The organism is Pseudomonas lini (assembly GCF_964063345.1).
Lineage (GTDB): Bacteria > Pseudomonadota > Gammaproteobacteria > Pseudomonadales > Pseudomonadaceae > Aquipseudomonas > Aquipseudomonas lini_B.
The window spans coordinates 2,596,448-2,621,981 of record NZ_OZ061318.1 but is presented as its reverse complement, the minus strand read 5'-3'; the positions used below and the strand labels follow the sequence as shown (position 1 = coordinate 2,621,981).

General features: G+C 59.1%; 22 protein-coding genes. 9 read left to right on the top strand and 13 right to left on the bottom strand.

Translation table 11 applies throughout. The features are described 5' to 3' along the window. The first annotated feature begins 176 nt into the window (after nt 1-176). Nucleotides 177-1,202, top strand: coding sequence for a tRNA (adenosine(37)-N6)-threonylcarbamoyltransferase complex transferase subunit TsaD (gene tsaD, locus AB3226_RS11920; protein WP_367373187.1), 1,026 nt, complete (start codon nt 177-179; stop codon nt 1,200-1,202). 23 nt (nt 1,203-1,225) lie between these two features. Here the strand turns inward: tsaD and plsY are convergent, their stop codons facing one another. Then, nucleotides 1,226-1,795, bottom strand: coding sequence for a glycerol-3-phosphate 1-O-acyltransferase PlsY (gene plsY / locus AB3226_RS11915; protein ID WP_007904248.1), 570 nt, complete (start codon nt 1,793-1,795; stop codon nt 1,226-1,228). Nucleotides 1,796-1,869: 74 nt separating this feature from the next. Between plsY and folB the strand changes: the two genes are divergently transcribed. Both folB and folK read left to right on the top strand, forming a co-directional pair. After that, on the top strand, nt 1,870-2,226 hold the full coding sequence (folB, locus tag AB3226_RS11910) for a dihydroneopterin aldolase (RefSeq protein ID WP_038981239.1): 357 nt from the start codon (nt 1,870-1,872) through the stop codon (nt 2,224-2,226). Then, nucleotides 2,217-2,735 (top strand): 2-amino-4-hydroxy-6-hydroxymethyldihydropteridine diphosphokinase, encoded by a 519-nt coding sequence (gene folK, locus AB3226_RS11905; protein WP_367373186.1) that lies wholly within the window; start codon nt 2,217-2,219, stop codon nt 2,733-2,735. Before folB ends, folK begins: the two co-directional genes overlap by 10 nt. Nucleotides 2,736-2,840: 105 nt before the next feature. Here the strand turns inward: folK and AB3226_RS11900 are convergent, their stop codons facing one another. From AB3226_RS11900 to AB3226_RS11850, 11 genes are all read right to left on the bottom strand, one after another. Further along, nucleotides 2,841-4,070: a multifunctional CCA addition/repair protein gene (locus AB3226_RS11900; protein WP_367373185.1), complete on the bottom strand. Its 1,230-nt coding sequence runs from the start codon at nt 4,068-4,070 to the stop codon at nt 2,841-2,843. Nucleotides 4,071-4,135: 65 nt separating this feature from the next. Beyond that, complete coding sequence (locus AB3226_RS11895; protein WP_367373184.1) at nt 4,136-5,698, bottom strand: SpoVR family protein; 1,563 nt, start codon at nt 5,696-5,698, stop codon at nt 4,136-4,138. Then, entirely contained in the window at nt 5,695-6,966 is a 1,272-nt protein-coding gene (locus AB3226_RS11890) for a YeaH/YhbH family protein (RefSeq protein WP_367373183.1), read from the bottom strand. Before AB3226_RS11890 ends, AB3226_RS11895 begins: the two co-directional genes overlap by 4 nt. 201 nt (nt 6,967-7,167) lie before the next feature. After that, nucleotides 7,168-9,090, bottom strand: a complete 1,923-nt coding sequence (locus tag AB3226_RS11885) for a PrkA family serine protein kinase (RefSeq protein ID WP_007904259.1) — start codon at nt 9,088-9,090, stop codon at nt 7,168-7,170. Nucleotides 9,091-9,387: 297 nt separating this feature from the next. Next, entirely contained in the window at nt 9,388-9,717 is a 330-nt protein-coding gene (gene glpE / locus AB3226_RS11880) for a thiosulfate sulfurtransferase GlpE (RefSeq protein ID WP_030130002.1), read from the bottom strand. A 33-nt stretch (nt 9,718-9,750) separates the two neighbouring features. Then, on the bottom strand, nt 9,751-10,632 hold the full coding sequence (locus tag AB3226_RS11875; protein WP_367373182.1) for a symmetrical bis(5'-nucleosyl)-tetraphosphatase: 882 nt from the start codon (nt 10,630-10,632) through the stop codon (nt 9,751-9,753). After that, nucleotides 10,632-11,012 (bottom strand): Co2+/Mg2+ efflux protein ApaG, encoded by a 381-nt coding sequence (gene apaG, locus AB3226_RS11870; RefSeq protein WP_367373181.1) that lies wholly within the window; start codon nt 11,010-11,012, stop codon nt 10,632-10,634. The genes AB3226_RS11875 and apaG overlap by 1 nt, the downstream gene beginning before the upstream one ends. A 115-nt stretch (nt 11,013-11,127) precedes the next feature. Continuing rightward, nucleotides 11,128-11,946 (bottom strand): 16S rRNA (adenine(1518)-N(6)/adenine(1519)-N(6))-dimethyltransferase RsmA, encoded by an 819-nt coding sequence (gene rsmA / locus AB3226_RS11865; protein WP_038981253.1) that lies wholly within the window; start codon nt 11,944-11,946, stop codon nt 11,128-11,130. Continuing rightward, the gene (pdxA, locus tag AB3226_RS11860) at nt 11,943-12,932 is read right to left on the bottom strand and encodes a 4-hydroxythreonine-4-phosphate dehydrogenase PdxA (RefSeq protein ID WP_367373180.1); all 990 of its coding nucleotides are present in this window, start codon (nt 12,930-12,932) and stop codon (nt 11,943-11,945) included. The genes rsmA and pdxA overlap by 4 nt, the downstream gene beginning before the upstream one ends. Further along, on the bottom strand, nt 12,929-14,245 hold the full coding sequence (surA, locus tag AB3226_RS11855) for a peptidylprolyl isomerase SurA (RefSeq protein WP_367373179.1): 1,317 nt from the start codon (nt 14,243-14,245) through the stop codon (nt 12,929-12,931). The genes pdxA and surA overlap by 4 nt, the downstream gene beginning before the upstream one ends. Further along, nucleotides 14,226-17,024: an LPS-assembly protein LptD gene (locus AB3226_RS11850; RefSeq protein ID WP_367373178.1), complete on the bottom strand. Its 2,799-nt coding sequence runs from the start codon at nt 17,022-17,024 to the stop codon at nt 14,226-14,228. The genes surA and AB3226_RS11850 overlap by 20 nt, the downstream gene beginning before the upstream one ends. A gap of 130 nt (nt 17,025-17,154) precedes the next feature. On the opposite strand from AB3226_RS11850, the gene AB3226_RS11845 reads away from it, so the two are divergent. From AB3226_RS11845 to AB3226_RS11835, 3 genes are read left to right on the top strand one after another with little or no spacing between them, the layout of a single operon-like run. Then, nucleotides 17,155-18,174: an aminoglycoside phosphotransferase family protein gene (locus tag AB3226_RS11845; RefSeq protein WP_367373177.1), complete on the top strand. Its 1,020-nt coding sequence runs from the start codon at nt 17,155-17,157 to the stop codon at nt 18,172-18,174. Beyond that, the gene (gene murU, locus AB3226_RS11840; RefSeq protein ID WP_367373176.1) at nt 18,171-18,842 is read left to right on the top strand and encodes an N-acetylmuramate alpha-1-phosphate uridylyltransferase MurU; all 672 of its coding nucleotides are present in this window, start codon (nt 18,171-18,173) and stop codon (nt 18,840-18,842) included. Before AB3226_RS11845 ends, murU begins: the two co-directional genes overlap by 4 nt. 1 nt (nt 18,843) lies before the next feature. Then, entirely contained in the window at nt 18,844-19,611 is a 768-nt protein-coding gene (locus AB3226_RS11835) for a TerB family tellurite resistance protein (protein ID WP_367373175.1), read from the top strand. Nucleotides 19,612-19,751: 140 nt separating this feature from the next. Here AB3226_RS11835 and AB3226_RS11830 read toward each other — a convergent pair whose 3' ends face one another. Next, entirely contained in the window at nt 19,752-20,744 is a 993-nt protein-coding gene (locus AB3226_RS11830) for an alpha/beta hydrolase family protein (RefSeq protein ID WP_367373174.1), read from the bottom strand. A 73-nt stretch (nt 20,745-20,817) separates the two neighbouring features. Here AB3226_RS11830 and AB3226_RS11825 point away from each other — a divergent pair, with 73 nt between their 5' ends. From AB3226_RS11825 to AB3226_RS11815, 3 genes are all read left to right on the top strand, one after another. Then, entirely contained in the window at nt 20,818-23,214 is a 2,397-nt protein-coding gene (locus tag AB3226_RS11825; RefSeq protein WP_367373173.1) for a PAS domain S-box protein, read from the top strand. Nucleotides 23,215-23,372: 158 nt separating this feature from the next. Next, a complete protein-coding gene (locus AB3226_RS11820; protein ID WP_174160275.1) occupies nt 23,373-24,014 on the top strand; it encodes a response regulator transcription factor in 642 nt (213 codons plus the stop codon). Nucleotides 24,015-24,380: 366 nt separating this feature from the next. Then, on the top strand, nt 24,381-25,505 hold the full coding sequence (locus AB3226_RS11815) for an ABC transporter ATP-binding protein (protein ID WP_052967169.1): 1,125 nt from the start codon (nt 24,381-24,383) through the stop codon (nt 25,503-25,505). The last annotated feature ends 29 nt before the right edge of the window (nt 25,506-25,534 follow it).

Genomic DNA, 25,534 nt, shown 5'->3' with positions numbered 1-25,534 from the left:
CGGGGTCAACATCCTCGCGGCAAAAGAGCACTTGAAGACGTCGGTTTTTAAGGGTTGCGGATGTTAACCCCTCATCGCTCGGAATGCAAAGCCTCTGATCGAAAACCGCTGGTCGGGGCATCACGCGACGACTATTATGCGCGCCTTCGAATTCAGCCTCTACAAGGCGCAAACCCATGCTAGTACTGGGATTAGAAACCTCTTGCGACGAAACCGGTGTCGCACTTTACGACAGTGAACGCGGGTTGTTGGCCGACGCGCTGTTCAGTCAGATCGATCTGCATCGTGCCTATGGCGGCGTGGTGCCGGAGCTGGCGTCGCGTGATCACGTCAAACGCATGCTGCCCTTGATTCGTCAGGTCCTGGCCGAGGCCGACTGTGTTCCGACCGAGATCGACGCCATCGCTTATACCGCGGGTCCTGGCCTGGTCGGGGCCTTGCTGGTGGGGGCTTCGTGCGCCCAGGCGCTGGCCTTTGCCTGGGGTATTCCGGCCTTGGGCGTGCACCACATGGAAGGTCACTTGCTGGCGCCGATGCTGGAGTCGCAACCACCGGAGTTCCCGTTCGTCGCTTTGTTGGTGTCGGGTGGTCATACGCAGCTGGTTCAGGTCGACGGGATTGGCCAATACACGCTCTTGGGCGAGACCCTCGACGATGCTGCCGGCGAAGCTTTCGATAAAACCGCGAAGATGATGGGCCTGAATTATCCGGGCGGCCCGGAGATTGCTCGTCTGGCGGAGCAGGGCGTTGCAGGACGTTTCACTTTTCCGCGTCCGATGTGTGATCGTCCAGGCTTGGCTTTCAGCTTCAGCGGCCTGAAAACCTTTGCGCTGAACACCTGGCAGCAGAGCGTCAGCGCCGGGGACGACAGCGAGCAAGCCCGTTGCGACATCTCGCTGGCGTTCCAGCAGGCCGTGGTGGAGACTTTGACCATCAAGTGCAAGCGTGCCCTGAAACAGGCGGGTCTCAAGCGTCTGGTGATCGCAGGGGGCGTCAGCGCCAACAAAGCGCTGCGGGTTTCACTGGAGAAAATGCTCGGCGACATGAAGGGCGATGTGTTTTATGCCCGTCCGGAGTTCTGCACCGATAATGGCGCGATGATTGCGTTTGCCGGCTGCCAGCGCTTGCAGGCCGGCCAGCATGAAAGCCTGGCGATCAGCGTGCAGGCGCGCTGGCCGATGGAGCAGCTGTCGGCGCTGTGATGAGCGGTGCTCACGTGCGGTATTTAAAAATGCCGTTCGCGCCCGGCAAACAGGTCGCGTAGATTGCCGCGATGACGCCAGACAATCAGGCCCGTGAGCGCGCTCATGGGTAGCAGTGCCGCCGGTTCTTGCCAGGCAAGCAGCGGCAGGGTCAGTGGCGTGGCAATCAGGGCTGCGAGTGAGCTGGTGCGGGTCAGGTAGAACGTCAGCAGCCAGGCGCAGACTGCCAGTAGCGCGGCAGGCGGGTAGAGCCCCAGCAGCATGCCAGCTGCGGTGGCGACGCCCTTGCCACCGCGAAAGCGGAAGTACAGCGGAAACAGGTGGCCGATAACGGCACAGACGCCGATCCAGGCCTGTTCTTGTAGTGAAAGGCCTATTGCGCCCGCGATCAATACAGGCAGCAGACCTTTGTTCAGGTCGCCGAGCAAGGTCAGGATGGCGAGTTTCTTGCCGGCCAGACGCAACATGTTGGTGGCGCCGGCATTGCCCGAGCCACTCATTCGCGGATCGGGGTTACCGGTCAGGCGGCTGAGCAAAATGGCGAAGGACAGAGAGCCGAGCAGGTAGGCGAGGATCGCCAGTAACCAAAACATGCTAACTATTCCGGGCGAGGACGCCCTGATTCTAACGGCGCATTGCGCCCTTGTCGTGTAGTGGAGAGAAGTGCTTGGACAGAGTGTTTATCGAGGGCCTGGAAGTCGACACCGTGATTGGTGCCTACGACTGGGAACGAGGCATCCGACAGTGTCTTCGACTTGATCTGAGCTTCGCCTGGGACAATCGTCCGGCCGCCGCCGGTGATGACCTGGCCCTGGCGCTCGACTACGCGAGCGTTTCGTCACGCATTCAGGCGTTCGCCGAGCAGGCACAGTTTCAACTGGTCGAGACCTTTGCCGAGCGTCTGGCGGAAGTGCTGATGAGCGAATTCAAGATCACCTGGATGCGCCTCAAACTGACCAAGCCAGGTGCCATCCCGGCTGCCACGGGTGGTGTGGGCGTGGAGATCGAGCGCGGATGTCGCTGACTCAGGTGTACCTCGGGCTCGGTAGCAATATCGAGCGCGAATCCCATTTGCAGGCTGGCCTGGACGCCCTGGCGGGTTTCCTGGTGGACATGCGCTGCTCGGCGGTATTCGAAAGCCAGCCGGTGGGGATCAAGAGCGGCCCATTTTTCAACTTTGTGGTCTCGGCCTTCACCGATCTGCCGCTAATGGAGTTGGATCGACGGTTGAAATTCATCGAAGCGGATAACGGCCGTTACGCGCCAGACCGCAAGGGCTTGCCGTTGGATATCGACGTGCTGCTGTTCGGCGACCTGGTGGGTAACTTTGATGGCTTGATCTTGCCGCGGGCAGAGATACTGAAAAATGCTTTCGTGCTGTGGCCGTTGTCGCTGATTGCGCCGGATCGTGTGCATCCGGGCGTAGGCAAGAGCTTTGCGGCTTTGTGGGATGAGGCGCAGATCGATCAAGTGCTGGCGCCGGTGGCTTTTGAGTGGCGCGGTGAGCAGCTGACTCCTTTGAATTTGCTGTGAGGCGGATGACGCCATCGCGGGCAAGCCCGCTCCCACAAGTTAGCGTTGTTTAGATAATCGACAAACGACTCGTACCTGTGGGAGCGGGCTTGCCCGCGAAGCTTTTCAGACCGATGACGCCGATTTGTAAACCTTCAACGCCTTGAGCCGCTCGCCCTTGATCGCCTCGCCGAGTTCTGGTCCCTTGAATCCCTTCTCCAGCAACGGCTGAACCGCAACGCTTCGCGCCGCCGTTGCCGCGCCACGTAAATAATCTGCCTGTGGATAACTTCTCTGCTCCAGGCCTTTACGCCCCCGAGCGTCCATCTCGCACGCAGCGATAAACTCCTCAAAGCGCTGAGGTCGACGATAGACGTCGAAACTCTGCAGCAACTCCAGCAAGGTCGACGGCTTCAGCTCCAGCGCACGATGGCCATGGGTGTGATACTTACCCACCAGCAGCGCCAATTCCTGACAGTCCTTCGGTGCCTTGAAGCGCTCGTTGACCGCTTTGATCAGCTTCAGGCCTTTGTGCTCGTGGGCGATGTGGCGGGGCCATTCTTCCTCGGGCGTCAAGCCTTTGCCTAGGTCATGCAGCAAGCAGGCCCAGCGTACGGTCAGCGGTTGTTTGTGCAGCGCCGCTTGCTCCAGCACGCTCAGGGTATGCACGCCTGTGTCGATTTCCGGGTGATGGGCTTCGGGTTGCGGTACACCGAACAGCGCGTCGACTTCCGGCATCAGTACCTTGAGAGCACCGCACTCGCGCAGCACCGCGATGAACACCTGGGGTTGGTCTTCCATTAGCGCGCGGGCGATTTCTTTCCAGCTGCGTTCGGGAGTCAATGCCTTCAGTTCACCTGATTCGCTGAGTTGACGCATCAGTTCCAATGTCTCGGGGGCGACGGTGAAACCCAGTTCCGCGTAACGAGCGGCGAAGCGGGCAACACGCAAAACACGGAGTGGATCTTCGGCGAACGCGGGGGAAACGTGACGAAGAACGCGAGCCTCGAGATCCCGCTGGCCATGGTAGGGGTCGGTCAGGTTCTGCTGGTCGTCTTCGGCCATAGCGTTGATCGTCAGGTCGCGACGAATCAGATCTTCTTCGAGTGTGACGTCGGGGCTGGCGTGAAAGATGAAACCGCCGTAGCCACGCCCGTTTTTGCGTTCAGTGCGGGCGAGGGCGTATTCCTCGCCGCTTTTTGGATGAAGAAACACCGGGAAGTCCGCGCCCACCGGACGAAAGCCCTTGGCGAGCATTTCTTCGGTGGTGGCGCCTACAACGACCCAGTCGATATCAGTGACAGGCTGGCCCAGCAGGCGATCGCGTACCGCACCGCCGACTTTATAAATCTGCATAAAAAACCTCCGTTAGTCCGACAGAATAACCTTTGCGTCGAACTTCCGGAGGCAGAAAAACAGGATCAAAGGTGAATGACTGCCAGGTCCAGCCGGCCGTAATCCCCCTCGCCATGTTCGTTTCTGGGTGGGACATGGTGGGTTTTCATCACCTGATCCCCTTGCAGGGTTTCCAGGTGAATGTCGAAGCCCCAGAGGCGATGCAGGTGCTTGAGTACTTCGTCGGTGGAATCGCCCAGCGGTTTGCGGTCGTGTTGCTGGTGACGCAAGGTCAGGGAACGGTCGCCACGGCGGTCAATGCTGTAGATCTGTATGTTGGGTTCGCGATTGCCCAGGTTGTATTGCGCCGCCAGTGTTTCACGAATGGTTCGATAGCCGTCTTCGTCGTGTATCGCCGGAACCAGCAGATCGTCCTTCTGATCGTCATCGAGGATGCTGAACAGTTTGAGGTCGCGGATTACCTTCGGTGACAGGTACTGCAGTATGAAACTCTCATCCTTGAAGCTGCTCATGGCGAATTTGATGCTGGACAGCCAGTCGGTACCAGCGATTTCCGGGAACCAGCGATAGTCCTCTTCGGTGGGCGCTTCGCATATCCGGCGGATATCGCGATACATGGCAAAACCCAGGGTGTAGGGGTTTATGCCGTTGTAGTAGGGACTGTCGAAGCCGGGTTGAAAGACCACGCTGGTATGGGAAGTCAGGAACTCCATCATGAAGCCATCGGTGACGAGGCCTTCGTCATACAAGTCGTTCATCAAGGTGTAGTGCCAGAACGTGGCCCAGCCTTCGTTCATCACCTGGGTCTGGCGTTGTGGATAAAAATACTGGGCGATCTTGCGCACAATCCGCACGATTTCGCGCTGCCAAGGCTCCAGCAGCGGAGCGTGTTTTTCGATGAAGTACAGGATGTTTTCCTGAGGTTCGACGGGGAAGCGTGCGTTGTCCTTATCGCTGTACTTGTCCGCGCCCTTTGGAATGGTCCGCCACAAATCGTTGATCTGCTTCTGCAGATGCTCTTCCCGATCCTTCTGCCGACGGCGTTCTTCTTCGGCGGAAATCGGATAAGGGCGTTTGTAACGGTCGACCCCGTAATTCATCAGTGCATGGCAGGAATCGAGCAAGTCCTCTACCGCGTCGATGCCGTGGCGTTCTTCGCACTGCATGATGTACTGCTTGGCGAACACCAGGTAATCGATGATCGAGCTGGCGTCGGTCCAGGTGCGGAACAGGTAGTTGCCTTTGAAAAAGCTGTTATGGCCATAGCAGGCGTGAGCCACCACCAGCGCCTGCATGCAGATGGTGTTTTCTTCCATCAGATAGGCGATGCAAGGGTCCGAGTTGATCACAATCTCGTAGGCCAGTCCCATTTGGCCGCGGCTGTAGGATTTTTCGGTGCTGAGGAAGTGTTTGCCATAGGACCAGTGGTGATAACCCAAGGGCATGCCGACAGAGGCATAGGCGTCCATCATCTGTTCGGCGGTGATCACTTCGATCTGGTTGGGGTACGTATCCAGCGCGTAGCGGGCCGCGAGACGACTGATTTCGCGGTCGTAGGCCTGGATCAGCTCGAATGTCCATTCGGAGCCGGTGGAAATGGGTTGGCGCTTCTGCTCTTTGGCGGTCATGTCACTAACCTGCGCTGGAAGAGTTCACGGAAGACCGGATAGATATCCCCGGCCGAGACCAGTTGCTGCTGGGCAAAAGTGTCAGAGAAGGCTTCGGCGATGCGTTCGTACTCGAACCACAGGGCCTGATGTTCGCGCGGGGTAATCTCCACATAAGTGTAGTACTGCACGAACGGCATGATCTGATTGATCAGGATGTCGCGGCAGATCGGCGAATCGTCGTTCCAGTTATCGCCGTCGGACGCCTGGGCGGCATAGATATTCCATTCGTTGCTCGGATAACGCTCGGCCATGATCTCCTGCATCAGTTTCAGGGCGCTGGAAACGATGGTGCCGCCGGTTTCCCGGGAGTAGAAAAACTCTTCTTCATCCACTTCACGGGCGCTGGTGTGGTGGCGGATGAATACGACGTCGATTTTGTCGTAGTTCCGCTTGAGGAACAGGTACAGCAGGATGAAGAAGCGTTTGGCGATGTCCTTGGTCGCCTGGGTCATGGAGCCGGACACGTCCATCAGGCAAAACATCACTGCTTTGGAACTGGGGTTCGGCTGTTTGATCAGCAGGTTGTACTTGAGGTCGAAGGTGTCGAGAAATGGCACTCGGTGAATGCGTGCGCTGAGCTTCTCGATTTCTGCTTCGAGGTCCTGAATATCGCCGAAGTTATCCGGTTCCTCGCGTTTAAGTCGCAGCAGTTCCTCTTTTGCTTCGCGCAATTTCGCCCGGCTGCTACCGGACAAGGCAATGCGCCGGGCATGGGCCGAACGCAGCGTACGGATAATGTTGATCCGTGACGGGTTGCCCTCGTTGCTAATGCCTGCGCGTACGGTCTTGAAGGTGTCGGTGCCGGTCAGGTGGCGTTTGACCAGATTTGGCAGCTCCAGGTCCTCGAACATGAATTCGAGGAATTCCTCCTGGGTAATCTGGAAGACGAATTCGTCCATCCCTTCACCCGTGTTACCGGCCTTGCCGGGGCCTCTGCCGCCTCCACCTCCAGGCGGACGGGCAATGTGCTCGCCGCTGGTGAATTCCTTGTTGCCGGGGTGCACGATGGTTTGCTTGCCGCCACGACCGTGGTGAAGCACCGGCTCGTCGATGTCGCGGCCGGGAATGCTGATCTGCTCGCCGTGTTCCATATCGGTAATGGAGCGCCGGCTGACCGCCTCTTCGACAGCCTTTTTGATGTGATCACGGTAGCGCCGCAGAAACCGCTGGCGGTTTACCGTGCTCTTGTTCTTGCCATTGAGACGTCGGTCGATCACATAGCTCATGACTGCTCCTTAGAAGCTGTCCTGAAATGGGCGAGCGTTAACGCAGCATAAGGCCAGTGCCGGAGGGTGTACACGCTCCCCCAAGCGCTTTGATGCCGCCTGAACCTCGCTACCGCATTTCGGACACCTCCAGAGGCCTGTGTAACAGAAAACGCGTAAACAGGCCTCGGGCTAACGACAACCGGTCTGACCGGCAGCGGGTTACTGTGATTTTCTGACCCGCAAGTACCACTCGGACAGCAGTCGTACCTGTTTGTCGGTGTAGCCCCGCTCGACCATCCGTGTGACAAAGTCGTTGTGCTTCTGCTGGTCCTCTTTGCTGGCCTTGGCGTTGAAGCTGATGACCGGCAGCAAGTCCTCGGTGTTGGAGAACATTTTCTTCTCGATGACCACCCGCAGTTTTTCGTAGCTGAGCCAGGTTGGGTTCTTGCCATTGTTGTTGGCTCGGGCGCGCAATACGAAGTTGACGATTTCGTTGCGGAAATCCTTCGGATTGCTGATGCCGGCCGGTTTTTCGATTTTCTCCAGTTCCTCGTTCAGGGCTACGCGGTTGAGGATCTCGCCGGTTTCCGGATCGCGATATTCCTGATCCTGAATCCAGAAGTCGGCGTACAGCACGTAGCGATCGAAGATGTTCTGACCGTACTCGCTATAAGACTCGAGATAGGCAGTCTGGATCTCCTTGCCGATGAATTCGATATAACGCGGCGCCAGGTACTCTTTCAGGAAGCGCAGATAGCGCTCGCGGGTCTCCGCCTGGAACTGTTCCTGTTCGATCTGTTGTTCCAGCACGTAGAGCAGATGCACCGGGTTGGCGGCGATTTCGTGCGGATCGAAGTTGAAGACCTTCGACAGGATCTTGAAGGCGAAGCGGGTCGACAGACCGTTCATGCCTTCATCGACACCCGCTGCGTCGCGGTATTCCTGGATCGATTTGGCCTTCGGATCGGTGTCCTTGAGGTTTTCACCGTCGTACACACGCATCTTGGAGTAGATATTGGAGTTTTCCGGCTCCTTGAGGCGCGAGAGCACGGTGAACTGAGCGAGCATTTTCAGGGTGTCGGGCGCGCAATGGGCCTTGGCCAGCGAGCTGTTGAACAGGAGCTTGTCGTAGATCTTCACCTCGTCGCTGACGCGCAGGCAGTATGGCACTTTGACGATATAGATCCGGTCGATGAAGGCTTCGTTGTTCTTGTTGTTACGGAAGGTGTGCCATTCCGATTCGTTGGAGTGGGCCAGCAGGATCCCGGTAAACGGAATCGCCCCCAGGCCTTCGGTACTGTTGTAGTTGCCTTCCTGGGTGGCCGTCAGCAATGGGTGCAGCACCTTGATCGGTGCCTTGAACATTTCGACGAATTCCATCAGGCCCTGGTTGGCCCGGCACAGGGCTCCCGAGTAGCTGTAGGCATCGGCGTCGTTCTGCGGGAACTCTTCCAGTTTGCGAATATCGACCTTGCCCACCAGTGCCGAGATGTCCTGGTTGTTTTCATCACCCGGCTCGGTTTTCGCGACTGCGATCTGGTTAAGGATCGACGGATAGAGTTTCACCACGCGGAACTGGCTGATGTCGCCGCCGAATTCGGCCAGGCGCTTGGTGGCCCATGGCGACATGATGGTATTGAGATAGCGCCGGGGAATGCCGAAGTCTTCCTCAAGGATCGCGCCATCTTCAGTGGCGTTGAACAGACCCAGAGGCGACTCGAAAACCGGCGAGCCCTTGATTGCGTAGAAGGGCACTTTCTCGATCAGTTGTTTGAGCTTTTCGGCCAGGGACGACTTACCGCCGCCGACAGGGCCGAGCAGATAGAGGATCTGTTTCTTTTCTTCCAGACCCTGAGCGGCATGGCGGAAATACGACACGATCTGGTCGATGCATTCTTCCATCCCGTGGAAGTCTTCAAAGGCCGGATAGCGGCGGATCACCTTGTTGGAAAAGATTCGCGACAGCCTCGAGTTGGTCGAGGTGTCGAGCAGCTCCGGTTCACCGATGGCCAGCAAAAGACGCTCAGCTGCGGAAACGTAGGCGCTGCGGTCCTTTTTGCACAGCTCCAGGTACTCCTGCAGCGAGAGTTCTTCCTGGCGCGTGGACTCGAAGCGTTGTTGGAAGTGGCTAAAGATACTCATGACGTCACCTCGCTCGATACGTGGAGCCGACGCCGGATCAGTCAGTCGATGCTGGCAAGCAACTGAATATGCAGTTGCTGTTTACCCCCCAGAACACCTTCAGGGTATCAACCCCGAAAGCTACTCCCGATGACCCGCGCGCCGGTGTACCGGCTCTCCCCTGTTTTGGATGGCCTGCGCTTAAGGATAGTTCGGAATCTTGAAGGTAAAGGCGCAATAAGTAATTAGTTGTGGCAGACCGTTCGTCTGCCAGTGCCCGAACCCACGGGGGCCGGGGCTTGCGCGCCTTGAAAAAAATTATTCGGAAGTGCCTTGCGCCGTTTCCGAAGGATAGGTCGTACGCCACAGCTCAAAACCGCCGTCCATGCTGTAGACGTCCGAGAAGCCTTGACTGATCAGATAAGCAGCCGCGCCCTGGCTGGAATTGCCGTGATAGCAGACCACCACCGTCGGCGCGTCCAGGTCAGCGCCCTGAATGAAAGCATGCAGAGAATGGTTGTCCAGATGCTTCGAGCCGGCGATGTGCAGCGCGGCAAAAGTTGCAGGGTCGCGGACATCGACCACCACCGCGCCTTGTTCGCGCAGGGCCTGGGCCTGTTCTGGGGGGATACGTTTGAATTCGCTCATGGCGGGCTCCTGTGGCTCGGCTGAAAGCGCAGTCTAGCGCGGGGCGCTGGCTGACGTTTGTTCGGGAGTAGAGGCGGCGACAGCCGGCCGAGTGTGGCCATGGGCGTCGCATTTACATTGCAGGCGTTCGCCGGTGTCGACGTTCATCAGGGTCATGGCGCCACCCCAGACGCAACCGGTGTCGAGCGCAAACAGACCTGGCTCGTTGCACTGGCCTTCGAGCGCCGCCCAGTGACCGAAGATGATCTTCAGGCCTTTGGTCTTGCGCTCCTTGTGGGTGAACCACGGCGCATAACCCGGCGGTGCGGTGTCGATGCCTTCCTTGCCCTTGAGATCAAGCTTGCCGTCGCTGGTGCAAAAACGCATCCGGGTGAAATAGTTGGTGATGACTCGCAAGCGCGGCGCGCCCTTGAGGTCGTTATCCCATTTCACTGGCTCGTTGCCGTACATACCGTCGAGGTAAGGCGCGAAGCGGTTGTCATCGCGCAGGGCTTCTTCGACTTCGGCGGCGCACTTCAAGGCTTTGCGTAGCGACCATTGAGGCGGGATGCCGGCATGGACCAGGGCGATATCGCGCTGTTCGTCGTAATGCATGAGCTTTTGCTGTCGGACCCACTCCAGTAGCTCCGCGCTATCGGGTGCTTCAAGGATCTCGCGCAGGGTGTCGGCTTTCTTCAGGCGTTCGATGTTTTGCCCGACGGCCAGCAAGTGCAGGTCATGGTTGCCGAGCACGCACACCAGCGATTCGCGGATGCTATAGAGGAAGCGCAAGGTTTCCAGCGACTGCGGGCCACGGTTGATGAGATCACCCACCAGCCACAGACGGTCCCGCGCAGGGTCGAAGGCAACTTGCCTGAGCAGGCATTGCAGCGGCTCAAGGCAACCTTGCAAATCGCCGACGGCATACGTCGCCATCAGTGCAGGGCTCCGGGTACCGCCAGACGAAACGGCGCGATGATGGCATCGAAGTGTTTGCCGTCGTCGGCGACCATTTCATAAGTGCCCTGCATCGTACCGACCTTGGACGTCATGACAGTGCCGCTGCTGTAAGTGTGGCTCTTGCCGACGTCGATCAACGGCTGCTGGCCGACGACGCCTGCGCCGCGAACCTCCTCGACATGTCCGTCACCGTCGGTGATTACCCAGTGCCGCGACAGCAGCTTGGCGGGTAACTCGCCATTGTTGTGCACGGTGATGGTGTAAGCGAAGGCAAAGCGGTTTTGCTCGGGTTGCGATTGTTCTGCCAGATAGCGGGTGACGACGCTGACGTCGACCTGATAACGAGGATCGGACATGCAAAAGGCCTTAGAAACGAAGCGGGACGCGGGGCGTAGCTGATTGAACTCAGTCTAGGCCAAGTATCGGGTAGTAGACCAGAGTGGCGTCCTACCCGATAGCGCTCATCGCCTGTCAGTCGGTAACAGGCTTTTGTAGGACTTGTTCGCTGAGCTTGTCGGCCAGGCGCACGAAGGCAGCCAGATCGAGCTGTTCGGGGCGCAGGCTGCCATCGACGCCGGCGGCTTCGATTTCAGCATTGCTCAGCAACAGTTTCAGCGTGTTGCGCAGGGTTTTGCGGCGCTGGTTGAAGGCTTCGCGCACGACGCGCTCGAGCAGTTTGTGATCTTTGGCTGGATGCGGGAGTACCGCGTGAGGCACCAGACGCACGATGGCCGAATCGACTTTCGGTGGCGGATTGAATGCCCCCGGGCCGACATTGAACAGATGCTCGACCCGGCAATGGTACTGAACCATGATCGACAGGCGACCCCAGTCACCACCACCAGGACCGGCCGCCATACGCTCGACCACTTCCTTTTGCAGCATGAAGTGCATGTCGCGGATCAGGCTGGCGTTATGCAGCAGGTGGAAAATAAGCGGCGTAGAGATGTTGTACGGCAGGTTGCCGACTACCCGAAGACTGCCCGGTGCTGCGTTCAGACTGGTGAAGTCGAACTTCAGCGCATCGCCCTGATGCAGGTTGAAATTGCTCCTGCCGGCGAACTGCTGATTGAGGATCGGAACCAGGTCCTTGTCCAGCTCCACCACGTCCAGCTGGGCGCCGCTGTTAAGCAGGCCTTGGGTCAGCGCACCCTGGCCCGGGCCGATTTCCAGCAGACGGTCTTCGGGTTTGGCGTGGATGGAGCGCAGGATGCGGTCAATAACGCCGGCATCGTGCAGGAAATTCTGGCCGAAGCGCTTGCGCGCCCGGTGTTGGTAATGCTCGGTCATAAATGGGTCTCGGCCATCTGGTAGGCGGTTTCCAGGGCGACTTGCAGGCTGCCGGTATCGATTTTGCCGCTACCGGCCAGATCCAGGGCGGTGCCGTGGTCGACCGATGTGCGGATGATCGGCAAGCCGAGGGTCACGTTGACTGCCGCGCCGAAGCCTTTGTATTTCAGCACGGGCAGGCCCTGGTCATGGTACATCGCCAGCACCGCGTCGCAGTGCTCCAGATATTTGGGGGTAAACAGAGTGTCGGCGGGCAGGGGACCGCGAAGGTCCATGCCCTCGCCGCGCAGGCGCTCTAATGTAGGTTCGATGATGTCGATTTCTTCATGGCCCAGATGACCGCCTTCACCGGCGTGCGGGTTAAGCCCGCAAACCAGGATGCGTGGCTGGGCGATGCCGAATTTTTCTTGCAGGTCGGCGTGCAGAATCCGTGTGACCCGCTCCAGCCGCTCCGGTGTGATTGCGTCGGCAATCTCGCGAAGTGGCAAGTGAGTGGTGACCAGCGCCACGCGCAAGCCGCGGGTGGCGAGCATCATCACCACTTGCGCGGTATGAGTCAGGTCAGCAAGAAATTCCGTGTGCCCGGAAAAGGCGATTCCGGATTCATTGATCACGCCCTTGTGCACAGGGGCGGTGATCATGCCGGCGAAATGCCCGTCCAGGCAGCCCTGGCCAGCACGCGTCAGGGTTTCCAGGACGAAAGCCGCGTTGGCTTTGTCCAGTTGCCCGGCGGTGACCTTGGCGTTGAGCGGCGTATCCCACACATACAGGCTGTTGGCAGGTGCGGGAGCATCCGGCCAGCTGTCCGGCGTTACCGGCAGCAGATCGACAACCACGCCCAGCTGCGCAGCCCGCTCGATGAGCAGGTCGCGGCTGGTAATGGCAATCAGAGGGTGTGGCTGGGCTTGCGAGGCGAGCAGCAGGCACAGGTCAGGACCTATGCCGGCCGGTTCGCCGGGGGTCAACGCGAAACGCTTGGGTTTCACTGCGTTGCCTGGTCTGCACCAGGGAGCTTGATTTCTACATACGCTTCGTCACGGATCTGACGCAGCCAGGTTTGCAGCTCTTCGTCGTATTTGCGGTTACGCAGTACGGTCATGGCTTGCTGTTCACGGGCCTGGGTGGTGCTGTCGGTGGCGCGGCGGCCAAGGACTTCCAGAACGTGCCAGCCATATTGAGTCTGGAACGGCTTGGACAGCTGACCTTGTGGGGTCTTGGCCATCACTTCGCGGAATTCAGGAACCAGCGCATTCGGGTCGATCCAGTTCAGGTCACCACCGTTGAGGGCGGAACCCGGATCTTCCGAGAAGCTTTTCGCCAGCTCGCCAAAGTCTTCGCCCGCTTCAATACGGGAGTAGAGCGATTGAGCCAGGGCTTTGGTTTTTTCTTCGTCGCGGATCGGGCTTGGTTTGACCAGGATGTGACGCACATGCACTTCGTCACGCACCTGGGCTTCGCCGCCACGCTTGTCGAGGATCTTCAAAATGATGAAGCCGCCCGGGGTACGCATAGGCTGGGTCACGTCACCCACCGCCATGGTGCTCAGCATACGATCGAACGGAGGTGGCAGTTGAGCGGCTTTACGCCAGCCCATGTCGCCGCCTTCCAGCGCGGTTTCGCTGGCGGATTTGGCAATTGCCAACTGACCGAAGTCAGCGCCTTGCTTGAGTTGCTGGTAAACCGCGTCGGCTTGTTTGGCGGCATTCTGAATCGCGTCGGAGTTGGCGCTTTCCGGCGTAGGAATCAGGATGTTGGCCAGACGAAACTCTTCGGACAGCTGCATCTTGCCCAGGTCGGACGCCAGGAAGTTCTTCACTTCCTGCTCGGACACCTGAATGCGTTCAGCGACACGGCGTTGACGCACACGGCTGATGATCATTTCGCGGCGGATCTGGTCACGAGCGTCGTCATAAGACAGGCCGTCGCGAGACAAAGCGGAGCGGAATTGCTCAATCGACATGTTATTGCGCTGGGCAATGGTGCCGACTGCCTGGTTCAGCTCTTCATCGGTAATGCGGATGCCGGAACGCTCGCCGATCTGCAGTTGCAGGTTTTCGACGATCAGACGCTCGAGCACCTGCTGATCCAGCACGCCGGCAGGTGGTACGGCAGCACCACGTTTGGCGATGGTTTGCTGAACTTCATGAACACGCTGGTCCAGTTGGCTCTGCATGACCACGTCGTTGTCGACGATGGCCACCACTTTATCGATGGACTGTACCGCGGCGTTGGCCGCGGTACCCAGGAACAGCGCGCCCAGCATCAGCGGGCGCAGACAATCAGAAAGCTTGGTCTTCACGTTCACGATAACCTTGGATGCCTTTGTCGAGGAAGCTCTCTACCTTGGCGCCGGTGAGGCCGCCGAGTCCCTTCAGAACAATTTGGAGGAAGACGCCGTGGTCGCCTTTTTCGTTTTCCGGGGCGTTCTGACTGAACTCGTCATAGCTGACCCAGTAACGGTTGATCAGGCGCAATTTCCAGCAGCAGTTGTCGTATTCGAAACCACCGAAGGCTTCCAGAGTACGGTTGCGGTTGTAGTCATACTGCCAGCGGCTGATGGCGTTCCACTGCGGCACGATCGGCCAGATCACCGAGAAGTCGTGCTGCTGGATCTTGTAGTAGTCCTTCACGTAGCCAGGAGTGCCCGGAGTACCGTAGTCACCGCCGCCCACCGACCATTTACCGGTGTTCTGGTCATAACGGACCTGGTCGTTGCGATAGCGATAACCGGCGTTGATAACCTTGTTCGGGTTGTCTTCAGGCTGGTAGTGGAACATCGCGCTGCCCGAGCGAGGGCTGCGGCTGTCCGGGTCCCAGTTGTAGTCGGCCGTGGTGCGCCAATCGCGGTTCCAGCGGTATTCGTATTCCAGTGCGTACGGCGAAACACTGGATTTTGCATCGTCGCGGGTTTTCGCATCGATACCTGGCAACTGGACTTCGCGGTCCTTGAAGTACAAGGCCTGGCCGACGCTGATGCGTTGACGCTCGAAGCCGTTGTCTTCGATCCAGCGGTTGGTGATGCCCAGCGACAGCTTGTTCTCGTCACCGACACGGTCGGAGCCGGAGAAGCGGTTGTCGCGGAATAGCGAGGCGTAGTTGAAGGTGTATTCGCCGGTGTCGAATACCGGAATATCCTTCTGGTCTTCCTCAGGTACATAAAGGTAGAACAGGCGCGGTTCCAGGGTCTGGCGATAGTTCTTGCCGAACCATTGGGTGTTGCGATCGAAGTACAGGCCGCTGTCGATGCTCGCGATCGGTACGCCGCGATTCTGGTTGCTGCTGAACGTGCCATTGGTACGGTCTGCTTCTGAATCCTGCGAGGCGATGTCGCTTTTACCTTTGCCGTCCAGATCCAGCTGGTACTGGGTGTACTGATACTTAAGAGACGGCTTCAAGAACCCATAGGTCCAGTTCAACGGCAGACTGACACCCGGCTTGAGATTCAAACGGTCGCCGTTAGCGCGAGCCAGGCCAGCCACGTTGTTATCAAGTCGCGGTTCGACAGTGCCATCTTCGTTTACGAAGTTGCCACTCTTCAAATCACGATCAAACCGCACGACCTCTGTCTCGTAATCGAAGTTCAGCCCTTCCGGATGGTAAGGCAACTGTCCATTGAAGGTGATCTGCGGCAAGCGATCGTACGGGGTGATGTTCGAAACGGTCGCCAGCTGATAAGCCTGGGCATTCAAACGAGCGGTATAGCTGTCGCCACGATAGGTGACAGAACCCTGCTGGTTCACGAAATCGGCACTTTTCACACCAATCTGATCAGTCTGCAGATCCTGGAAGTAATACGGATCGCTGATCTTGGTGTAATCGACTTGCGTAAGGACGCGCGAGTCCAGACCACCCTTGTGCTGCCAGTTATACATGTAGCGGGTTTTTTCGTAATCAGTCTGCAGCTTGCGATCGTCGTTCTCGTCGTTGAGGTACGCGGCGCCGAACTGACCTTCGCTGGACTTGGTCAGATAGCGGAATTCACCTTCCATCAACAGGCCACGCTTGGTCATATAGCGCGGGTACAACGTGGCATCGTAGTTCGGTGCCAGGTTGAAGTAATACGGGGTGACCAGCAGGAAGCCGGTATCGCTGCCGGTGCCAATGGTTGGCGGCAGGAAGCCGGATTGGCGACGGTCGTCGATCGGGAAATAGATGTATGGCGTGTACAGAACCGGAATGTCCTTGACCCGCAGCGTCACGTTGGTCGCAGTACCGAAACCGGTCGCCGGGTTCAAGGTGATGTTGTTGCCCTTGAGCTGCCAGGCGTTGCTGTTTGGTTCGCACGTGGTGTACGTACCATCCTTGAGTCGGATGATCGCGTTCTCGGCACGTTTGGCGTACAGCGCGTTACCGCGGATACGGGATTTGTGCATCACGTATTCGGCGTTGTCGACCTTGGCTTCACCCGTGTCGAGCTGCACGTCGGCGTGGTCGCCCACGATCAGTGCGCCGTTGTCGCGAACACGGACGTTGCCGCTCAGTTCGCCACGGCTCTCGGCCTGGTAGAGGTTCGCTTCGTCGGCTTCGACCTGCATGCTGCCCTGACGCATGACCACGTCACCGGCCAGGGTAGCGACCTGTTCATCCTGCTTATAGCGAGAGGCTTTTGCACCGAGAAAGGTCGGAGCGTCACTTTTATTCGTCTTGTCATTCATGCCAGGACGAATCGGTTCGATATAGGAACCAGAGCAGTAAGGACCGGTTTCGGCCAATTGCGCTGCAGTGAGCTTCTCGCGCGGAACCCAGTCGAGGTGGCTGTAGTCTTCACTACGCGACTTCAGGCCGCGACCCTTGGACTCGGTAACCAGCACAGGTTTTGCGCCGGTGTCTGCGCTGGAGCCGGTGTCTGCCGGGGCTTCGCCAGTGGCGGAAACTGCGCTGCCGTCATGGACGGGGCGTGGCGGCAATGCAGCGGCCGGCGCTTTTGGCGCACAGTCCCAGGCACCCGAAGCAGAGACTGAGCAGTCATACTGTTCCGCGGCGACCACGAACGAAGTGGCGAGTGGTTGCAGGGCCAGCAGACTGCCGGTGACCAACAACGGAAATTTTTTACGAAACGCGGGGGATTTCAATGCCATCTTATTAGTCCGGGCTTCCTGCGTGCCATCTGCCCGCGGTGTGGGCCGCACGCCTCTCGATGGTCTGAAAAAGATGCTGGATAATAAAGCATGACCCGCTTGACGGCTAGCGCCGTCGGAGACCCTTGCAATGCCTGACCAAGATGTACGCTTGCAACACCTGAAAGTTTGGCTCGATGAACAGTTGGCTATCCTCTTCGCAGAACAAGGTTGGGGCTCTGTGCCCCCGGCCACGTTGACTGCGGCCAGTAGCGACGCGAGTTTTCGGCGCTATTTCCGCTGGGAAGGCGCAGGCCGAAGTTTCGTTGTGATGGACGCGCCGCCGCCCCAGGAAAACTGCAAACCCTTCGTGGATATTGCTTTTCTGCTGGCGAAATCCGGAATAAACGTGCCGAAAATTTATGCCGAAGACCTAGAGCGTGGTTTTCTTTTGCTCAATGACCTGGGCAACAAGACTTACCTGGACGTGATCGACAGCGAAAACGCTGACGATTTGTTCAAGGATGCCCTGCAAGCACTGCTGGCTTTCCAGCAGTTGCCGATGGTGGCGCCGCTGCCAAGTTATGACGTGGCACTGCTGCGTCGTGAACTGGAACTGTTCCCCGAGTGGTACGTGAAGCGCGAACTCGGCATCGAGTTTGATTCGGCGCAGCAAACGCTCTGGCAACAGGTCAGCGACCTGCTGATCGACAGCGCCCTGGCTCAGCCCAAAGTCCTGGTGCATCGCGACTACATGCCGCGCAACCTGATGCTCAGCGAGCCGAATCCCGGCGTGCTGGATTTTCAGGACGCGGTTTATGGCCCGGTGACCTACGACGTGACTTGCCTGTTCAAGGACGCCTTCCTCAGCTGGCCTGAAGAACGCGTGCGTGGCTGGCTGGAAGATTACTGGCAGCAAGCCGGCGCGCTCGACATCCCGGTGCAGCCGGACTTCGAAGATTTCCTGCGCGCCAGCGATCTGATGGGCGTGCAACGGCACCTGAAAGTCATCGGCATTTTCGCCCGTATCTGCCATCGCGACGGCAAGCCGCGCTACCTCGGCGATGTGCCACGCTTCTTTGCTTATATAGACGCGGTCATCGCCCGTCGCCCTGAGCTGGCGGAGCTGGGTGAATTGCTGGCCAGTCTGCGTGCTGGAGCGACGGCATGAAGGCGATGATTCTGGCGGCGGGCAAAGGCGAGCGCATGCGTCCGCTGACCCTGACCACGCCAAAACCGCTGGTTCGCGCCGGCGGAGTGCCCCTGATCGAATATCACTTGGGGGCGTTGGCGGCAGCAGGGTTTACCGAGATCGTGATCAACCATGCCTGGCTCGGTCAGCAGATCGAGGACTACCTGGGCGATGGCTCGCGGTATGGCGTGAGCATTCAGTACTCGGCGGAAGGTGAGCCGCTGGAAACCGGTGGCGGTATTTTCCGTGCATTGCCGTTGTTGGGTGACGATGCCTTTGTGGTGGTCAACGGTGACATCTGGACCGATTACGATTTCAGCGTGTTGCATCAGCCCATCGCCGGGCTCGCTCATCTGGTATTGGCGGACAACCCGACGCATCACCCGAGTGGAGATTTCACTTTGGTCGATGGCCTTGTGCAGGACGGTCGGCCGGATACATCGACCCTGACCTACAGCGGCATCGCCGTGCTGCACCCGCAGCTGTTTGACGGTTGCTCGGCCGGTGCCTTCAAACTTGCGCCGTTGCTGCGCAAAGCCATGGCTGACGGGCAAGTGACCGGCGAACGCCTGAATGGGCATTGGGTGGATGTCGGCACTCATGAGCGTCTGGCTGAAGCAGAAACTCTGATAGAAGCGAGACGCTGACATGTTGTGGCCAGGGACTCTGATTGGAGCCGGAGCGGGCTTTGCCATAGCCAGCATTCCGGGGGCCATGCTCGGCGCTTTATTGGGACAGGCGCTGGACCGGCGCTTGCACCTGCAGAGCTGGGCGCATTTATGGGAAAAATTCGGTGGTCGCTCGGTGCTGCGCAACGATGAACTGCTGTTCGTGTTGCTGGGCCGATTGGCCAAGAGTGATGGGCGGGTAGTGGATGGGCACATCCAGCAGGCGCGGCAGGAAATGCGCTCGCTGGAGATGACCGAATCGGCGCAACGTCGAGCGATTACGGCGTTCAATCGCGGTAAGTCGGGACATGACCGGTTGCGCGGTTATCTACGACGCCTGAGTACTCAACCCTATGCGGCGGAAGGTGTGTTGCGCGCCTGTTGGCGGATGGTCTGGGCCGATGGCCGCGCTGGTAGCAGTGAGCGCGAGCTGATTGCCCAGTGGGGCAAATGGTTGGGATGGACGCGGCAACAGGTGCAGGCCTTGGCGACTGATTATGAGCCGCAGAAACGCCCATCGGTCAGCAGCGCGGTGACTTATCAAGACGCCTTGCGGCTATTGGGCGTGTCGGCGACCAGCGAGCCGGCGCAAATCAAGCGCGCCTATCGACGCCTGCTCAGTCGTCATCACCCGGACAAGATTGCCGGCAGTGGTGCGACAGCGTTGCAGGTTCGCGAGGCCACGGACAAAACGCGTGAATTGCATACTGCCTATACGTTGATTCGTGAGCGGCGGGATTTTCGTTAGCAAGTAAGGTTTGTGTCGCTAGTGATGCCGCCATCGCGGGCAAGCCACGCTCCCACAGGTTTTATGTCGATAGCAAAAATTGCGTACGACTCAAATCCTGTGGGAGCGAGGCTTGCCCGCGATGAGGGCGACTCGGTCTATCAGTCCGCCACAGGCTGCGGATTCAGCCACCCCCGCACCCGACGGACCAATTGCTCCTGCTCGGCCTTGGCATTTCCCGGCAAAGCCTTGAGCGAAACCTGGCTGAACCCCGAAGTCTTCAAGCGCTTGCTGGCCTGTAAGCGTTCCAGCGCCGCGTTACGATCCACCGGTTTATCCATATAGAAGATATCTGCGGTAGGCAGCTTCAAGGTGGGTGTGAGCTCAGCCAGCTCGGGCTTCGCCGTAACAGGCGTCTGGGCGGCGACCATCACGAGCTTCTCGACTTGCGAGGGCTGCTTCTCGCTCAGATAACGCGCGGCCCAGTAAGCGCCGGTACCATGGCCCAACACGACGATACTGCGAGCGCTTTGCTGTTCGGCGTAGGCGATGGCCGCATCGATGCGGGAGAAGATTCGCTCGGCGTCGGCTTTGGCCTGTTCTTCGGTGGTTTCGACGATGGCCTTGTCGGCCACATCCGCTTCGCCGCCGGCCGCCTGTTCGATGGGCGCCGCAGTCGTGGAGTCTTTGCTGCCGGCATCAGGCGTTTTGGGTGCCGGCGCCACTTCGACGATACGTGGCGCAATGGCTTCGCTTTGCAGGTCCGGCAAGGTGATACTCAGGCTGCTCCACTCGGCGTCCGGCAACTTGCGCCGCAATGGGCTGATCGCTTGCGGCCAGTCAACGGTTTCACCGGCGCCAGGGATGATAATCACCGCGCCTTTGGGTTCGGCGGTATTGGCCGGTTTCCACAAGGCGAGAAAACTGTCGGTACCGGCTTGCAATTGTTGCTGTTCCTGCGCAGGGATTTTTCGCTCAAGTGCGCTCGCTTCTTCCTGACTACGCTCAAGCAACGGCTGACGTTCGACCGGTTTTTCTTCGGCGGGTTTTTCCGCAGCGGCAGGTGCCGGATCGGCCGCCTCGACGGAAAACGCGCAAGGCAGGATCAGCGACAGGCACAATGCTGGCAGTGCCAGGCGGTAGACAGGGGGCATCGGATATTCCAGGCCAGAAGTTAATCCGGCAGCCTAATGGGTTGGTCAGTATTTGTCAGTGTGTGAGACTTTGATGATGCATTTTCGCTGCCTGTGGGTTATCGGCTGTTTATGGTTTCCCTTGATGGGCTGGGCGGCGCCCGCGCCACCGGCGCACCTCGTGCACCTGTCTCCGGCGCAACAGCAATGGCTGACGCAGCATGGCGAGTTGCGGGTCGGGGTGGTGTTGCAAACACCCTATGCCCAATACGATCGCCGCTTGCAGCGCCTGTCCGGGGTTAACGTCGAGCTGATGAAGTGGCTGGCCAAGGCGCTCAAGATCGAACTGAGCTGGCGCAATTACCCTGATCTTGCGCAACTGGAAGCCGCCGCTCGTGAAGGCGACATCGATATAGCACCGGGGCTGACGCAAACTCCTGCGGGTTTGCGGTTCTGGCAATTTTCCGACCCTTACATGCGGGTGCCGCAACTGGTGGTCAGCGACCAGAAGAGCACCGGTGCGGTAGAGCTGGAAAAGCTCGACAGCCAGACCCGCGTCGCCGTGCGCATGCCTGGCGTCACCGCCGATTATCTGCGCAGTAACTATCCCCATCTGAACCTGCAAGGCGTGCCTCTGGAACGCCAGGCGCTGCAACTGCTGTTGAGTCAGCAGGCCGGTTACGCCGTGGTCGATGAAGCGCAGTTCGGGCGTCTGTCTGCCGAGCCCGAGTTCTCCGGGCTGGTTGTGGTGGGCGATATCGGTTTCCCGCAACTGCTGCGAGTGGCCACACGCCGGGACTGGCCGGAGTTGGCCGGCATCGTCGAAAGCGCGCTACGGGCGATTCCGGCCAAGGACCTCGAGCAACTGCACAATCAATGGCTGCAACCCAAGTATCCGCGGCTGTCCGAGTCGCCGGGTTTTTGGCAGAACCTCAGCCTGCTCTTGGTGGTGTTGCTATTGAGCAGCATGGCCATTGTGTTCTGGCAACGTCGCCAACAACACAGTATGGAGCAACGATTGCTGGCGGCGCGCGAAGACATTGCCCTGCGCGAGGCCAGTGAAGAGGCCTTGCGCCTCACGCAGTTTTCCATCGATCAGAGCACCGTCGGCATCCTCTGGGTCAACTGGGACAGCCATGTGCGCTACGCCAACCGGGCAGCCGAAACCATGCTCGGCTACCCGGCGGGCGGGATCATTGATCGGCCATTGATCGACTTCGAACCCGGTTTGCACATGGACCGCTGGCTGAACTTGTGGAAACGCGCCAGGGCCAGTGACGAAGGGCCGCAAAGTTTCGAAACCAATTGCGTGCGAGCAGATGGCAGTATTCTGCCGGCGGATGTTTCGTTGAGCTTCTTGCGTTTTCGCGATGGGGAATACCTGGTGGTTTACCTCAATGACGTCACCGAGCGTCGTCGTGCCCTGGCCGCGTTGCAGGAAAGCGAAGCGCGGCTGCAAGGGATCGCCGCCAATGTCCCCGGCCTGGTCTTTCGTCTGGAGCGTGCGCCGGTGACCGGGCAGATCGACTTTGCCTACATCAGCGAAGGCAGCGAGAGCCTGGTGGGTTACTCACCGGCTACGTTGGCCCATCGGGACAAAGGCCTGCGCAGCCTGGTGCATCCGGATGACAAGGCCAGTTACCACCAGACTCAGGACCATGCGCTGGATACCGACAGCGACTGGTCGTGGCAGGGACGGATTCTGACCCGTCAGGGCGAACAGCGCTGGGCCGAGATCAAGGCCATCACTCGCCGCCTCGAAGACGGCGCCTATGTCTGGGACGGGATCGTCTGGGACATCACCGAGAGCAAGCGCATCGAACTGGAACTGGCCAGCTCTCGCGAGCAATTGCGTGAGTTGTCCGCCCACCTGGAGAGCGTGCGGGAAGAGGAAAAGGCGCGCATCGCCCGGGAAGTTCACGACGAGTTGGGTCAGATGTTGACCGTATTGAAGCTGGAAACGTCCATGTGCGAACTGGCCTACGCCCAGCTCGATCCGGGTCTGCATGAGCGCTTGAACAGCATGAAGCGGTTGATCGCTCAGCTGTTTCAACTGGTGCGCGATGTGGCCACGGCGCTAAGGCCGCCGATTCTCGATGCCGGGATCGCCTCGGCGATTGAGTGGCAGGCGCGACGGTTCGAAGCGCGCACGCAGATTCCGTGTCTGGTGCAGGTGCCGGATAACCTGCCGGTGCTCAGCGATGCCAAAGCCATCGGGCTGTTCCGGATCCTTCAGGAAGCGCTGACCAATGTCATGCGCCACGCCCAGGCGCATACTGTTGAACTGACGCTGACCCTTGAGGGCGATGAACTCTGTCTGACTGTCAGCGATGATGGCGTAGGATTTGTCGCCGGCACTGGCAGGCCGACGTCCTTTGGTGTGGTTGGCATGCGTGAGCGGGTGTTGATCATGGGCGGGCAGTTGTCGCTTGAGAGTGAGCCGGGGGAGGGTACGACCTTGAGTGTGCGAGTGCCGCTGGATGAGGCCTGATGGTTTTAAGTTGTTTGGACTGGCGCCTTCGCGGGCAAGTCGGATCGCCGCACCGCCGCTCCCACAGGGATTTGTGCAAATGCGCAGATCTTTGACACCCCCCAGTCACTGTGGGAGCGGGCTTGCCCGCGATAGATCTTGGCTCTGACATAAGAAGAATGGAGAAGAACGTGATCCGTGTACTGGTAGCCGAAGACCACACCATCGTTCGCGAAGGCATCAAGCAATTGATCGGCCTGGCCAAGGACTTGCTGGTGGTAGGGGAGGCGAGCAATGGCGAGCAGTTGCTCGAGACCTTGCGCCATGTTCCCTGCGAAGTGGTGTTGCTGGATATCTCCATGCCCGGGGTCAACGGCCTGGAAGCGATCCCGCGGATTCGCGCGCTGAACAATCCTCCGGCGATTCTGGTGTTGTCGATGCACGACGAAGCGCAAATGGCCGCTCGGGCGTTGAAGGTTGGCGCCGCAGGCTATGCGACCAAGGACAGCGATCCGGCATTGCTGCTGACGGCAATCCGCAAAGTCGCGGCGGGCGGGCGATACATTGACCCGGACCTGGCCGACCGGATGGTCTTCGAAGTCGGCCTGACGGATTCGCGGCCGCTACACTCGTTGCTGTCGGAGCGTGAATTCTCGGTGTTCGAACGCTTGGCCCAAGGCGCCAACGTCAACGACATCGCCCAACAACTGGCCCTGAGCAGCAAAACCATCAGCACCCACAAGGCGCGGCTGATGCAGAAACTTAACATTACCTCCCTGGCCGAACTGGTGAAGTACGCGATGGAACACAAACTCCTCTGACACACCCCATCCACGGGTTCACTGCAAATCCCTGTGGGAGCGGGCTTGCCCGCGATTGCGGTTTGTCTGTCGATAGGGTTCTGAATGTTCCATCGTCATCGCGGGCAAGCCCGCTCCCACAGGACCGCGGTCGCATGTCCATTTGCGACATGCACACAAAGCCGCTTTTGCCTGTTTTTGCGGCTTGCAGCTTACCGCCTGTCGCGATCCCGAATTGACATATCCATCCCCGCCATCCTTGTAGGGCAATCCCTACCCCCAATCTTCCATCCGGCTGAGGCGATTCTCTCCTGCACCCCGATTTGCGCGGCTCCCAGCGTCCACTAGGCTTAATCCACAGCAGTCATCAATAACAAAGGTGTGGGTATGAGCCAGGTTGATTCAAGCGCAGGGGCCAGCGATATTCTGGTCAGCTTTCGTGGAGTGCAAAAGAGCTACGACGGCGAGAACCTGATCGTCAAAGACCTCAACCTGGAGATTCGCAAAGGCGAATTCCTCACCTTGCTCGGGCCGTCCGGCTCCGGCAAGACCACCAGCCTGATGATGCTCGCCGGTTTCGAAACGCCGACCGCCGGGGAGATTCAACTGGCCGGGCGCTCCATCAACAACGTGCCGCCGCATAAACGCGACATCGGCATGGTGTTCCAGAACTACGCGTTGTTCCCGCACATGACGGTCGCCGAGAACCTGGCGTTTCCGCTGACTGTGCGCGGTTTGAACAAGAGCGATGTCAGTGACCGGGTCAAACGTGTTTTGAGCATGGTTCAGCTCGACACCTTCGCCCAGCGTTATCCGGCGCAACTGTCCGGCGGCCAGCAACAGCGTGTGGCCTTGGCCCGTGCGTTGGTGTTCGAACCGCAACTGGTGCTGATGGATGAACCCCTCGGCGCACTGGACAAACAACTGCGCGAACACATGCAGATGGAAATCAAACACCTGCACCAGCGCCTCGGTGTGACCGTGGTCTACGTGACCCACGACCAGGGCGAAGCCCTGACCATGTCCGACCGCGTTGCCGTGTTCCACCAGGGTGAAATCCAGCAGATCGCGCCACCGCGCTCCCTCTATGAAGAACCGAAAAACACCTTCGTCGCCAACTTCATCGGCGAGAACAACCGTCTCAATGGCCGCTTGCACAGCCATACCGGCGACCGCTGCGTGGTCGAACTCGGACGTGGTGAAAAGGTTGAAGCGCTGGCGGTCAATGTCGGCAAGACCGGCGAACCCGTCACGCTGTCGATTCGCCCGGAGCGCGTGAGCCTCAATGGTTCGAGCGAGTCCTGCGTCAACCGCTTCTCAGGGAGGGTGGCGGAATTCATCTATCTGGGCGACCACGTCCGGGTTCGCCTGGAAGTCTGCGGCAAGACCGACTTCTTCGTGAAACAACCGATTGCCGAGCTCGATCCTGCGCTGGCTGTCGGCGATGTGGTACCGCTTGGCTGGCAGGTCGAACACGTTCGCGCGCTCGACCCACTTTTAGAGGCGCATTGATCGCCCCCTGCTTCACCAACACCAACCCT